General features: G+C 66.8%; 10 protein-coding genes and 1 pseudogene. 3 read left to right on the forward strand and 8 right to left on the reverse strand.

The annotated features are described in order from the left end of the window. The first annotated feature begins 115 nt into the window (after window positions 1-115). Window positions 116-442: a hypothetical protein gene (locus Sfr03f_RS23420; RefSeq protein WP_245967715.1), complete on the forward strand. Its 327-nt coding sequence runs from the start codon at window positions 116-118 to the stop codon at window positions 440-442. A gap of 166 nt (window positions 443-608) precedes the next feature. Here Sfr03f_RS23420 and Sfr03f_RS23425 read toward each other — a convergent pair whose 3' ends face one another. From Sfr03f_RS23425 to Sfr03f_RS23435, 3 genes are all read right to left on the reverse strand, one after another. After that, window positions 609-1,805, reverse strand: coding sequence for a tyrosine-type recombinase/integrase (locus Sfr03f_RS23425; RefSeq protein ID WP_159105722.1), 1,197 nt, complete (start codon window positions 1,803-1,805; stop codon window positions 609-611). 133 nt (window positions 1,806-1,938) lie between these two features. After that, window positions 1,939-2,151 (reverse strand): helix-turn-helix domain-containing protein, encoded by a 213-nt coding sequence (locus Sfr03f_RS23430; protein ID WP_308216781.1) that lies wholly within the window; start codon window positions 2,149-2,151, stop codon window positions 1,939-1,941. Window positions 2,152-2,761: 610 nt separating this feature from the next. Beyond that, on the reverse strand, window positions 2,762-3,007 hold the full coding sequence (locus Sfr03f_RS23435; RefSeq protein ID WP_108955954.1) for a hypothetical protein: 246 nt from the start codon (window positions 3,005-3,007) through the stop codon (window positions 2,762-2,764). 204 nt (window positions 3,008-3,211) lie between these two features. Here Sfr03f_RS23435 and Sfr03f_RS30375 point away from each other — a divergent pair, with 204 nt between their 5' ends. Further along, window positions 3,212-7,447, forward strand: a complete 4,236-nt coding sequence (locus tag Sfr03f_RS30375) for an NACHT domain-containing protein (RefSeq protein ID WP_159105723.1) — start codon at window positions 3,212-3,214, stop codon at window positions 7,445-7,447. Between the two features lie 300 nt (window positions 7,448-7,747). On the opposite strand, the gene Sfr03f_RS31735 is transcribed toward Sfr03f_RS30375, so the two are convergent. The 5 genes from Sfr03f_RS31735 to Sfr03f_RS23460 all read right to left on the reverse strand — a co-directional run bounded on the left by Sfr03f_RS31735 (window position 7,748) and on the right by Sfr03f_RS23460 (window position 11,371). Beyond that, the gene (locus Sfr03f_RS31735) at window positions 7,748-7,822 is read right to left on the reverse strand and encodes a hypothetical protein (RefSeq protein ID WP_359290546.1); all 75 of its coding nucleotides are present in this window, start codon (window positions 7,820-7,822) and stop codon (window positions 7,748-7,750) included. A gap of 136 nt (window positions 7,823-7,958) precedes the next feature. Then, window positions 7,959-9,128 (reverse strand): hypothetical protein, encoded by a 1,170-nt coding sequence (locus Sfr03f_RS23445; RefSeq protein WP_170145139.1) that lies wholly within the window; start codon window positions 9,126-9,128, stop codon window positions 7,959-7,961. 271 nt (window positions 9,129-9,399) lie between these two features. Further along, entirely contained in the window at window positions 9,400-9,759 is a 360-nt protein-coding gene (locus tag Sfr03f_RS30830) for a DUF8548 family protein (RefSeq protein WP_494485778.1), read from the reverse strand. Between the two features lie 374 nt (window positions 9,760-10,133). Next, window positions 10,134-10,850, reverse strand: coding sequence for a DUF4839 domain-containing protein (locus Sfr03f_RS23455; protein ID WP_108956024.1), 717 nt, complete (start codon window positions 10,848-10,850; stop codon window positions 10,134-10,136). Between the two features lie 185 nt (window positions 10,851-11,035). Further along, the gene (locus Sfr03f_RS23460; RefSeq protein ID WP_245967716.1) at window positions 11,036-11,371 is read right to left on the reverse strand and encodes a tyrosine-type recombinase/integrase; all 336 of its coding nucleotides are present in this window, start codon (window positions 11,369-11,371) and stop codon (window positions 11,036-11,038) included. 67 nt (window positions 11,372-11,438) lie between these two features. Between Sfr03f_RS23460 and Sfr03f_RS23465 the strand changes: the two are divergent. After that, a pseudogene (locus Sfr03f_RS23465) lies at window positions 11,439-12,674 on the forward strand (IS701 family transposase). Window positions 12,675-13,055: the final 381 nt, after the last annotated feature.

A 13,055-nucleotide genomic window follows, 5' to 3' on the forward strand; every position in this document is an offset into this window, starting at 1 on the left:
CCTCACCACGGCACGGCGCGTTGCCTTGGCCGTCTGGCGGCCGGGTTCGGCTACGTGATCTCGTGATCGAGCGGGAGTCCGCCTGCCCGTGGTGCAAGAGGAAGGAGAATGCGTCATGACTCACCGATCGCGCCCCCGTGTGCACCTGCTGACCGGCGGACCCAATTGGGAACAGCGGCAAGCGCCCGCAAAGTCGGTACCGTTCAGCAGACGGCAGCGGGAAGCTCGCAAGCCGCTGCTGAGGCTGATGGAAGACCTGCGCGAAGCCGTTGAGAGAGGCGACTGGGCCTCCGCCCGCGCGGCCCGCTCAGCGGCCTGGGGCGAGGTGAACCGTCTCGCGGACAACCTCACAACGGAGGAGCGCAAACAGCTGTGGCAGTACAAACGGCGCATCGTCGCCGGTGAGGTCCGTGACCGTGCACGACGCGCCGGTCGTGGCTGAGAACCAGGCGCCGGGACGAGGCCAGGTTTCGCGGACACACACCAAGGCGTAGGCGGGGGCCGGTGAGTGATACGTCAGTTCAACGATTCTCAGCGGCACCAAGCCGAACGGGCGATGCCCGCAACCGAGCGTCCGGCTGCGGGCATCGCCCGTTCACAAATTCAGTTCAGGCCGCCTCAACCACCGCCTCGAACTCGAGAGGCAGGTTGAGTTCGGTCTGCATCGTGAAGACAGCGTCCATCAGAGACCTCAGGCGCTCGGGGGCATCGGGCATCACGTGCGCGTAGGTCTGATGGGTGACTCTCGGGTCTCGATGTCCCAGCCACTCGGCCATGTCCGTCACCGGCACCCCCTTCGAGAGGCCGGCGGAGGCGAAGAAGTGGCGTAGCCAGTGCGTGGTGATCCTCCGCTTGATGCCCGCTGCCTTCTTGGCGTTGCGCCACAGCCGGTCGACCAGGGAGTACATGAGGATGTTGGTACGCCCGACGTTGGAGAAGAGGTAGTCCCCCTCCAGGCGGTTCGGCCCCTCCTCCACCCGAAAGGTGCCGTGCAGCCGAACGTGCTCTTGCACCTTGGCCGCGATGGTCGGTGGCACGGGAACCGCTCGCCCCTCATCCAGATCACGCCACTTCAGGTGGCGGACGCAGTGGGCCCGCCCTCTCCCCTTCGTGATGGCCTTCTGGACTGCGGTCTTGGGCTCCTCATTCTCGCCGTCCTGCGTGACCTGGCGGTCGACGTGGAGGGTTCCGCTCTCGAAGTCGAACTGCTGCAGCGTCACAGCACATGCCTCACCTATCCGCAGGCCGCACCCCGCCATAAGCCACACGAGCAGCTTGTAAGGACCCGGCAGGTGCCGCTCGATCGCTTCGATCTCCGCCAGGGTCGGCAGGCGGATCGTCTTCTTCACCCTCCGCTTCACACGCTGCCGACCGGTTCGTACGTGCTGGCACGGATTCTTGGTTATGTACTCATTGGCGACAGCGAAGCTGAAGACACCGGCAAGCGTCTCATAGCGATTGATCGCCGTGCTCTCTTCATAGCCTCGCTCTTCCACCATCCACTTCAGCCACGCGTTCAGGTGCTTCGGTTTGACCGCGCCGATAGCGGTAGACCCGAAGTAGGGCTCCACGTGGAGTCGAAGGCTCGTCTCGTACTGATACCGCGTTCCATTTACCCGAGTCCCGGAGTCGATGAACTCGCGGTACACGGCCACGAGCGGCACCAGCAGACCAGTGGGAGCGATATAGGTACCGAGATCTTTTTCCCGTTCGACCTTGGCCGCGAAGGAGTCGGCGGCCCCCTTCTTGTCGAACGATTTCTCCCTCTGCCGCCCACCTCGCCCGCCAGGCTCCCGATATCGCACGGTCCAAGGATGACCGCAGCGAGTCATGACGCACGGGTAGTTGCCACTCTTCTCGTCTTCCTTGCACTTCTGGAATACTCGAGCCAATTATCGCACCGTCTGCTCGGCCGACGAAAACAGCAATCCCCTTGAGTTACCCATACTTCCTTTCAAGATAGGCAACCACGTCTCGTTCGCGAAACCTCAGGAGACGACCGACCTTCTGCGGCCGCAGGCCCCACGCTCGATACTTGTTCTTAATGGTCGACTCGCTGACCTTCAACCAGTCAGCTACTTCAGCCGGCGTCAGAAGCCGATAGCTCCCGCCATGCGCCAAGATCACACCTACCATCTCATCGGTGGCCATTACGCGAATAACCGTTCCCCATACTCTGTCGCGTCGCCATCGCGTGAACAGCAGATGCCACGATCTTCATCGTCGCGACCTACGGAACCCACCCCACCTCCCTGTACACGACGCCAAGCACAGTCGGGGCCAACCACATCCATGATGATCACGGCTACCGTTTTGCATAACCGGCGATCGTGGTCTATGTTGCGCCGACGTCCCCCTGGAACAGGCTGCTCGTCTGACCAACCCCAATTAATCCACCTCTCGACTCTCCGTTCCCAGCGAGGTGTTGTAGGTTGACATAGCCTCAGAACAAAGGCCAGCACGTTCAAGGTTTCCCTCGTCTGCCGTGAGCGAATTCCAGCACTGGACACCTTGACGGTCCGCATAGGCTGCCCGAATTTCGGGAGGGATCCGGACTCGAAGTTTCCCCAGGGTCCGCCGACGGATTGGGCCGTCTTTGTGCTCTGGGTCGAAGCTGAGGTCGCTCAGATCCAGACGACAAGACCGCAGTTCGGGCCGACCGGACTTCCCGGAAATACGGTGTCGCCAGGCTCACTCCATACCGCGCGGCCCGGGGCGGCGCCCGTGGTGGAGCGCCGCCGCTCTGGGAGCCTCCGTCACGTCACCGGCGCCACCTCCAGCGCCGGAAGAGCCGACTGGCGCGGGCACGCCAGGAAGGCCGCGGTCGCTCATGCACCGAGGCGAGGATCATCGCCCGTTCCGGCGGAGTGGCCCCGCGCGTCAGCCAGATCAGGGTGAGGTGTCGCACCGTGGTGCGCACGAGGACAAGGGCGGCGGTAATGGTGCCGGCTGGCCCGAAAACGTGCGGCAGCGCGCTCAGCAGGTCGAGGACCATGTCGAGTGTCATGCTTCGGCTCCTGGCCCGAGGGCTCTCCTGCGTGAGGCTTCAATCGGCCCTGAGGAGAGGCCGGTCGGCGACCGGCCCGAACAGATCACCTCGGTGCCGTATTTCTTCGCCCGCTTCGAGCGGAGGCACCCCCTGAAGCCTGCTCACCGATCGCCACGACCTGGCAGGATGGGAGGAATTCTTCAGCGCGGCATACCGGGGGAAGTGGTGAAGAAATCGGTGGACGCGCGGCCTCTGCCGTCGGGGCGAGGGCGCAAGCTCGACTGGACGTCGGTGGCGGATTGTTTCGACGAGACGGCCCGTCCCCATACCGCCTGGTTGTGGCGAGCCTTGGCGCACTGGACAGCCGAGCATGGCGACCCCGAGACCGGGTGCCAGCCCCGGAACAGGACGGTCGGCGCATGGCTCGGCTGCAGTGAGTCCGCCGTTACGGACTGGCGCAAGGGCAATCTCTGGAACCTCGAGTGGTTCGTAGTCGTGCGGTCCCGGGTGGGCTGCGCCCCTGCCACCTGCGATTCGCCGTACGCGGATGAGGAGCAACTGTTCCGGCGTCTCCATGCTGCGGACCAGGAGGAGAAGGAGCAGAAGAAGGAGGGCAGGGACGCTGTGGTGCCCGTCCGCCGGTCACCGGTCCGCATCGACACGGCCGTTCCCCGGCCCGCCAGCTCTTCGATCCGGCGTATGGACCTCCGCGACCGGTCGGTTCCGGGCGAGGAGGATGAGACCCGTGCCGCCCTCCGCAAAGTCGACACGGTCGACCGCCGGACCGTTCGCACCTGGGAGTCCGTCGTCCCCCTGCTGGACGACCCTAGTCGGGCCGCCGTCCACCTGCGGGACCTCTACGTAACCCGCCGGGCTCAGAAGGTGCTCGTCCGGAGCCTCAAGAACCAGCTGGTCAACCGCCGTCCCCAGGGAAGTGCCGTACTCGGCGAGCCCGGCACCGGCAAGAGTTGCGTGCTCTGGGGAGTGCGCGAGGAACTCCGCGCCGCCGGGTGGACGGTCGTGGCGGTCTCGGCGTCCGCCCTGCTCGACACTCCCGACCGCCCCGCGGATCTCAGACTCCCGGATCTGCTGACAGCTCTTGAGGCTCATCTGTCGGGCATGCGTGTCCGGAAGACGCCCCGGCCCGTCGCTCTTCTACTGGACACTGTGGACTTGCTCCTCCATGACGACACCGACCAGGGGCGCAACCGGCTGGTGGCCCTGATCAGGGGTGCCCGCAAGCTGGGTGTTGCCGTCGCTGTCGCCTGCCGGTCGGTCGAGGCACGCAGGCTGGAGGATCGCGGCCTGGAAGGCGTCGAGGCCCTGCTCACCAAGGAGCACTTGGAGGGCTACGACGATGGCCGCTCGGCGGCGGGTGGCGGACAGCACGTCGGCGCCCCGTGGGAACCGGGCTCCGAGCTCGACCGCGCCGTGGAGGCGCACCTACGCGTCTTCTGCCGAGACTATGGAATGCCGAGCCCGCGCGAGGAAGACAGCCGGCACGGCCGCGGCCCGGTGGAGCCGCTCGCCCAGCGCATGCGGTCGACGCTCGTGTACGCGGCAGCACGGGGACTGCCGCTCGGACAGTTGATCCGCCACCCGCTCTCCCTGCGCATGTTGTTCGACGTCTATGCCCCCGCCGGCCCGCGGGACAAGGACCTCGACGTCACCGACCTCTTCCGGGAGTACTGGGAAGCTCGTGTGGTGGAGGACGTCCGGCACGCGGTCGTCAACGACGGCCCGGCGGACGACGAAACCCGGTGGGACCTCTCGAAGGAGGTACGGGCCCTGGGGCTGGCGATGCTCCGCGAGGGCAGACCGGAACTGCACCACGCGAATGCACTGAACGCCCTCAGGGCGCATGCGGACCTCAAATACCAACGCGCACGGCAAGCGGTGTCCGTGCTGCTGCGCCGCGGCGTGCTGCGCAAGATCGACGGCGACCGCATCTCCTTCCACCACCAGGCGTTCGCCGAGCACGCAGCCGGGCAAGCGCTGCGGTTCGCCAGACACGGTCTTTCCGCGGCCGCCGAGCGCGTGACCCGTCACCCGGACGACCTGTTCCTCGCCGAGGCCGCCAAGCACGCCTTCCACATCGCGGATCGCGACGGCGCGGCCGGCTGGCACACCGCGCTGGACACGCTGATGCAGCACCACCACGCCGCCACCCGGCTCACCGCCCTGCGCATTCACGCCGGTCTGCGCCACCCCCCGAAGAGCGCGGTATCCCAGGCCGTGAAGACCCTGCGGGACGCCGATCCATGGCAGACGGCGTCCTACATGACAGTGCTCACCGGCATCAGCAATCCGGCCCCATCCGCCTGGCCGCACACCCTTCGCGCCATCTGGAACCGCGAGGACCCCCAGGACCGACGCCGGGCACTGATCGCCGTCACACACCTCGCGCACCAGCAGCCACAGCAGGTCGCACAGTTCCTCACCTCTCTCGGCCTGCTCGACTTCACAGACCTCGAACAGCTGAAGTGCCTCCCCTACGGCCGAGATCTGACCCTCTTCCTCCTCTGCCTGCACACCGCGACACCCGAGCAATGCGCGACCGGCGTCAGCAACCTGCTGGAGGCGGCGGTCACCTTTCGGAACAAGTCCGTCCTGCTCCACACGCTTACAGCGCTGGCGCACCTCACGGCCCGGCACCCCGGCATGTACGACGCCAATGCCGCGGACCTGCCCGGACTCCTCGACGGGCTCCAACAGAAGCAGTGGCAGGCATCCCTGGACAAGCTCGTCGACGCAGCCGCCCCAGCGTGGGCGTCCACGCTACGAGCCGCCACCGCCGAGCAGATCGAGAACACCGCCCGCTCCCTGGCCGAACATCTGACGGCCGGCCCTGCAGTGCCATCGGATGCGCTGCGTCTGCGTACCCTGGCGCACGTGTTCGCCACCAGGTCTCGCAAACTCGTCCGCAGCTGCCTGGATCTCCTCGCGGAGGCGGCTACCTCACCCGAGTCCGCCGAGCCCGTCGCCAAGTACCTGCTGGCGCCCCTCCTCTCTCAGGAGCCTCAGCAGACCGGCGTCGCCGCCGCCCGCGATTGGTGCCGTAGCCATCTGTCGCCGACGGAGCTGACTCACGACAGTGACGCAGAACGTGGCGCCACGGGCGTGATCGCCAAAGCCCTTGCCGTGGACAAGGTGCCCCTGCCCGCCGAGACGGTGGCGGCCTGCCTGCCCACGCCGCCTGACCCGGCCCGCTGTCGTAACTCCACGCTGCGGCGCTGGCTGTGCGACCCGTGGCCGCCCTCTCTCACGGTGGCCGCAGCCGCCGGAGGCCACGCCGTGGCCAAGCAAGCCCTCGCCCTGCACGTCGACATGGAACCGCCAGCCACCGGCACCTACGCGGTACGGCTACGGGAAGCGCTCGGCCGACTCGCGGCCGACCACCCCAATGCTCTGCTCGGCCCACTCCAGCAGGACGCCACTCACAGCGGCGACCTGAGCGGACTGAAACGCCTGGCCACCATGGGCCCCGACATGCTGACCGTCGTCCTTGAGGACCCCGGACACCGGGAGACACTGCTCACGATCGCCAAGACCCTCCAGGACTCGCCCACCGGTCTCAAGGCCCTAGGCGTCAAGCTGCAGACCCTGGCGACCACCCAGGGCGGCCTACTCCCGGCCACCGTCGACGAGACGGTCGCCCTTCTGACGGCCACACGCAACGCCGAGACCCACAAGGCCATCCTCAGCAGCGTCAGCGACCAACTGCACAGACACGCCGAGCACTGGCGAAGTCAGGACCCGTTCGGCAAGCTCGGCCCGGTCTTGGAGGCGATGGAGGACCGAGGACGAGAGAAGCGTGCCACGGTCGGCCCGCCGTACGACCACCATGCCCGGCAGTTCATGCTGGCCGCCAACGAGGCGTACCTCCTACGCATCGCTCTGCACGCCCACTTCGACGACCTCTCAGCGCGGCCCGTGAGCCAACTTCTCCACAACCTGGAAGGCTTGGCCTTCGCGGATCTCCCGCTCTTCCTCCCGCCAGGTGACAGAGAGATCGCGCTGCACGCATGGCGCCGACGCTTCGAGCACCTCCCCCACCTGTGCCGCCGCCTCGCCGCCGCAAACCACCGGGAAGCCGCCCGCGCCCTCCTGGACCGCGTGCTCGACTTCACCAACCGGGTCCACCCCTCCGGCAAGGGCAACTGGCGCGACGGCTTGGCCAACGACTGGCGGCGCTACCTCCGCGTGGTCAGCCTCGAAAACCGAGAGCAGCTGACCGAGACGATCCTCGATTTCGCCATCCGGGACATCGCCTTCGCCAAGCAGCTCGTGGAGGTCGCCGGCCAGAGCCTCGGCGACATCTCGCCCGAGCTGTACGCCCTGATGCGTGACCCGCGGACTCCGCCCGCCCTCATGCCGGCCCTGCGCAGTACGGCATCGTGGGCGGGGCGCGCGGCACATGGCGAGGCATGGACGGAGGTGTTCACAGAGGTCGCGTGAGGCGCGGGTAGCAACGCGCCTCGAGGAGCTCTGGCCGGATGAGCGGCTCATCCATGCTCCGCCGTTACACCTTCCAACCCAGGCGGGGCACCGTGACGCTCTTCCTCAATCGGCTCGCCAACGGACCTTTCAAGCGCCGGGTGGGCAGCAAGTACCGCTCCGCCGCGGACAGCGCCGCACATTGCCGCTGACGTGCCGCCGGAAAGGATCTCCGACGAGCGTCAATGACTCGCCCATACCGCACACCCCACGCCTCACGCGCATTCGTAAATCCGCAGCTCAGCGCCCCTCGCCGCAGGTTCAAGGATCGCGACACACTCGACATGGTGGGTCATCGGAAACATGTCCGCATTCTTCAGCCGGAGAAAACCGCAGGTGAGGGGGCCTTTCTCCGGCACCGGAAACGGCCTGCCCCGGGCCGGAGCGTCATTTGAGCGTCACGACCGCGCCTCTCTAGCGCCGCTGTTCGCGCATTTTTGTTGGCCCGCCAGCGACATGCGAGGTACGGGCCTCAGGTCTGCTCCAGCAGCTCCGCGCTGATCCGGTCCCAGCTCGGTCGGGGGCCATCGACCGGGCGTACGGCTGTAAGCCGGCGGCCGTCGAGGAACGTATCGAGCCGACCGCCGGCCAGGGTGGCCAGCCGCTCGCGTTGAGCACGGCGGTTCACCTCTACCCGCTCGCCCAGAACTCCGAGCAATACCTCGTGACGCGCCTCGCCGAGGATGTCGCCGCGGATCCACCGTCCTCGGACCGGTACACCGTTGAGCGTGCCAAGCTGGTGCTCCTCGCGGCTGAAGGCCCGGTCCATTGCTTTCTCGACCTTCGGTCCCACCCGGCTGATCGCTTGCCTGCTCGCAGCCCCCTCACCGCTGATCTCCGGATGCGGGAGGTCGACCATGTGCCCCTGTTGCTGTGCCACGTTCACCACTCGGCGGTGATCGGGCCGGGACACACGGACTTCCCAAGGCTTCGCGCCTCCGGGCACGTCGATCCATCCGGTCTTGAGGCCCGTCAGGGCGGCGGAGCCGTCGGGCAGGAAGACATCGACGTAGACACCGCCCGCGCCGAGCCAGACCCAGCTCATGAAGTAGGCGTGATCATCGTGGTCAACGGACCACTGCGCAAGCTTCTCCAATCGCTTTTTCTGCTCCGGGGTGCCCTTGCCCGGCGGGAACATCTTCATGGCGCGCCGTCGCCGCCCTCGCGCCTCTCCGGCAACCGGCCCCGCAGCCAGGTCGTACAGCAGATCGGGCCGCACACCGGTCTTGGCGTAGACCCGAGAGAGTTTGCCCGGAAGCACGTCGAAGCTGCTCAGTCGGCTGGCGCCGGGCTTCCAGTCGAACAGTGCCTCGCTGGCGGCGCTCATCACGCCGAGCCCGGTGCACTCGCTGACGAAGCGCTGGATGTGGCCGGCGCTGGAGTCGAGAGCAGAGCACTCGACTCCGAGCGGCCCTTTGCCCTGGCCACCGATGATGTAACTGAGGAGGAGGCTGATCTCGTAATCGCGCACGCGCTGGTCGACCGTCTTGCGCAGGTCACAAGCGAGGGCGTTGATGTTGACCATGGCGGCCAGGGAGACCGGCAGCGGGCCCTGTCCGATCTCGACGGCCTGGACAGCCTCCGCGCCGGCCTTCCCCTTCTCGATCGTGAAGCGCCACACCCGGGCGCGCACCGTGCTCATCGGAGAAGCCTAAGGTCTTCCTTGCGCCAATGTGCGCGTCAGAACGTAGGTCTGGGGCCGCCACAGCCTGCAGCGTGACGCCGTTTCCGCCCACGTTGATTCTCGGCCACAGGCCGGTTCCACCTGGCCTCGACGGTGCCACTGCAGGCTATTCGTCTAGCGGGTGAGAGGAGAAGACCGGAGGCAAGGGCCACGGACTCGGCCGCGCGTCGCCCATGAGCAGATCAGCCTGCAGTAACCCGCACCTACAACGGCCAGGCCCGCTGGGTGGCTACGCGCCCTTCGACCTGTGCCGCCAAACGGCGTGCTCCAGTCCGCCCTTGTCGTGCCCGAGAAGCGCGGCGGCTTCCTCATAGACAGCGCGCAACTGGTCGTATGGGAGGTCCGGAACGCCAGCACCTACGGCGAAGGCGCGCAGATGTACATCAACGGCCACATGCGAACGGCCAACAAGATTGCCGATGTAGTCGATGCTCTTCGGCCCCACCCCCTTCACCCTGCGCAGAGCAGCGCGATTGGCCTGATGATCGAGCCACGCGTGGAGGTCCTCGCGGGTGTCGACCCCATGGGCAGCGAGGAGGTCGGTGATGGCGTGGGCCGTCGCGACCTTCTGGGCGTGGTTGAACTTCATGGCCACGGCAAGGTCCTCCGTGGCGAGCTGGCGCTGGAAGCCTCCGACCGTTCTTGCATCAGGCCAACTCAACTGCAGATGGAGGAGCCGCGGTCGGAGAGTCCTCTCGTAGTTGCACCGGGGCTGAAAGCTGACGTCGCAGATGACAGCACCCATGTGGGTCCATCCGCCGGGCTGGGGAAACGGACCGCTGCCGAGTAGATGTTGAACGTGATCGGCGAGCCGTCGGGCAGGGCTGGATGTGGGCATGGGCCAATGATGGCGCTGCGGTCTGACAATCGGGCTAGAAAGTGCAAAGTTCTGGAATAGATGGCGGGATGGAGGTGCCGTTCCTTCGCGCAGCCCCTCCCTGATGGGAAGGTTTCCCATTTCGGCTAACGGGCCTTCGTCGAGACCGGGTCGAGGCGGAAGACGCACTGGACCGTGTTGAACTCGATCACCTCCGCGACGAAGCGGAACTTATCGCCAACTGCAACGGTTGCAGGGGCCTGCTGACCAGCCAGGTGCAGGTCGCCGGTGTTGACGTCCTCGTACTTAAAGTTCGGGCCGTCCGTCGTCTGCGGCCCCTTGTCGCCTGGGCCGAGAAGGAAGTCGTAGCGGGTCTGATCACTCCCATAGGACGCCATGTGCCTGACTGACCCGTCGAACGCGATCGTCTGCCCCTCGTGCTTGGTTGCGAAGTTCGCGTTCGCTTCGCTGCACGGGTCCGCCTTCAGCAACTCTGCGAACTCGCGATCGTTTTGCGCCGTGATCATCTCAGCGGCAGTCGGCTCATCTGCGGAGGGCGTAGTGGAAGGCTTTTCGCCGCTGGCCGTCGAGCTGGCTGACGCGTCCTTCTCCTCGTCTCCGTCGCCGAGCGCAACGCCAGTGACGATGATGGCGGCCAAGACCACGAGGACGGCAGCCCCCGCCCCGATCAGACGCCACGGTAGCGGCCTCTTCGGCCGACGGAAGTTGAGGGTGGTGCGCAGCCGGCCTGGGAGCTGTTCCACGAGCTCCCAGCCGTCCTTCTGCATCTTCGAGATGACCAAACCGTCGGTGCCCCGAAGCGTCTGCACGACCTTGTACTCGTACTTGATCTCATCGGCCATGCGGCTCCCCGCCCCTGAAGCGAACTGGTCATTCCAACTGGGCGCGAGCATGGATGACTCCGCGAGTAGCACGGCGTCAGGAACTGTCGGCTCATCACCGCATCTGCACCCCACCGCGATCCGGGCGTGGCCTGCACTCAAAACGCCTTCACCCCTGTCCTGCACGGACAGAGGTGGAGGAACGTTCATGCAGCTACAGTGAGCGGGGCTTCCGTTCTCTCCCAGGCTCCTAGGACTGCCTTGTGAGCGTCCGGCTGCAGGTGGGCGTAGCGCTGCGTGGTCTGGAAGCTTTCATGGCCGAGGAGGTGCTGGACCTCGTAGAGCGAGACTCCCTGCTGCACCAGCCACGAGGCGCAGGTGTGGCGCATGGAGTGCGGTGGGTAGTGCGGGACGGGCTGCTGCTCACCGTCGCCGTCGAAGTAGTAGGCGCCTTCGACAGCCGGCCACCAGGTCTGCCTCCGCCAGTTGCCGTCATCGAGGAGTCGTCCGGCCCTGCCCTTGGTGATGGTGGTAAATACCACCGCGTCACGGTCTAGCAGTGCTTCGTTACGTTGAGTGATCCTCGCTGGTGGTGGGCAGCCTTCCAGGGTGAAGCTGGGGGAGGTGGAACGGCTCCGGGGTGAGTTGGCGGAGTTCGTTGCCGATGTGTTCGGGTCGTTGTCGCGGCGGGATCAACGGCGGTGGGGCGAGTGTTACCTGCGGGGCCTGATGCTCGACGGCCGGCGGAAGTCGGTCCAGCCGATGGCCGAGCGGCTGCCGGACGGGAACATGCAGGCCCTGCAGCAGTTCGTGAACCAGTCGCCGTGGGATCCGCTGCCGGTGAGGCGGCGGATCGCCGAGCGGCTGTCCGAGGTGATCACGCCTGACGTGTGGGTGGTCGACGACGTGTCGTTCCCCAAGTGCGGCAGGGCGTCGGCCGGGGTGGCCCGCCAGTACTGCGGCGCGGTCGGGAAACGGGCGAACTGCCAGGTCGCGGTCAGCGTCCATGCCGCCACCGACACCGCCTCGTGCCCGCTGAACTGGCAGTTGTATCTGCCGCTCGAGTGGACGGACGAGCCGGACCGCTGCCGCCGGGCAGGAGTCCCCGACGACGTCGTCCACCAGGAGAAGTGGCGGATCGCGCTCGGCCTGCTCGACAGTCTGGCCGAGTGGCATCTGAAGGTGCCGGTCGTGGTCGCCGATGCCGGCTACGGCGTCAGCACCCCGTTCCGGCTCGGCCTTGAGGAACGCGGCCTGTCCTATGTCCTCGCACTGACCGGCAAGGAGGTCGCCCACCCGGAGGACGCCGAACCGCACCAGCCGGCTTACGGAGGGCTCGGGCCGCCCACGCTGCCCCGCTACCGCACCCCGCCACGAGCGGTCTCCGCCCTGGCGGCCGAGACCGATGTGGACCGGTTCGCCAAGGTGACCTGGCGGCAGGGCATCAAAGGGGCGATGACCTCACGGTTCGCGGTCCTGACCGTCCGGCCCGCGGGCAAGCAGTCCCTGGCCGCGGCCCAGGAAGCAGGCGGCGGCCGCAACCAGTGGGACGGTGTCCTGCCCACACAGACACTCCTGGCCGAGTGGCCGGACGGCCAGGACGCTCCCACGGAGTACTGGATATCGAATCTGCCCGCAACCACCCCGGTCGCCGACCTCGTGCGATGGGCGAAGATGCGCTGGCGGATCGAGCACGACTACCGCGAACTCAAGCACGGCCTCGGCCTGGACCACTTCGAAGGCCGCACATGGCGCGGCTGACACCACCACGTCACCCTCGTCACCGCCGCCCAGGCATTCCTCACCCTCAGGCGGCACAACCCAAAAACCCGCACACCGGCCTGACCCTCTACCAGGTCCTCGACGTTCTTCAGGACCTGCTGAGGTGCTGGACCGGTGCCTGCACCACCTGCGGACGCCCCCTACCCAGCCGACGAAGCCGCCGCAGACAGCGCAGAACCTAACGAAGCACTACTAGACGAGCACACGGCAGAGCAGCCTCAGAGCACCATCTCGGGGGGTTCGCGGCCGCTCTCCTACCGCCGCCCCCGACGCATATTGGACGCCTGCGATCCGCTTCAGGTAGCCATCTTGCTGACCGACGATGCAGCGTGCATAGATCGCCAGCAGTACCGGAACGCTGTTTCGGGGCCCGCTCGGGGCCCAAGCGGGCCCTCCGGGGTCGCTCCTGTGGGCTGGAACGGGATCGACACCGACCGAGGCGCC

The organism is Streptomyces fragilis, from assembly GCF_003112515.1.
In the GTDB taxonomy this organism is placed as follows: Bacteria; Actinomycetota; Actinomycetes; order Streptomycetales; family Streptomycetaceae; genus Streptomyces; species Streptomyces fragilis.

Bases quoted from the DNA above. Each gene is read 5' to 3' on its own strand.
- Sfr03f_RS30830 (WP_494485778.1), bottom strand. From the start codon at position 9,759: ATGAAGTTCAACCACGCCCAGAAGGTCGCGACGGCCCACGCCATCACC.
- Sfr03f_RS23435 (WP_108955954.1), bottom strand. From the start codon at position 3,007: ATGACACTCGACATGGTCCTCGACCTGCTGAGCGCGCTGCCGCACGTT.
- Sfr03f_RS23430 (WP_308216781.1), bottom strand. From the start codon at position 2,151: ATGGCCACCGATGAGATGGTAGGTGTGATCTTGGCGCATGGCGGGAGC.
- Sfr03f_RS23420 (WP_245967715.1), top strand. From the start codon at position 116: ATGACTCACCGATCGCGCCCCCGTGTGCACCTGCTGACCGGCGGACCC.
- Sfr03f_RS23445 (WP_170145139.1), bottom strand. From the start codon at position 9,128: ATGAGCACGGTGCGCGCCCGGGTGTGGCGCTTCACGATCGAGAAGGGG.
- Sfr03f_RS23455 (WP_108956024.1), bottom strand. From the start codon at position 10,850: ATGGCCGATGAGATCAAGTACGAGTACAAGGTCGTGCAGACGCTTCGG.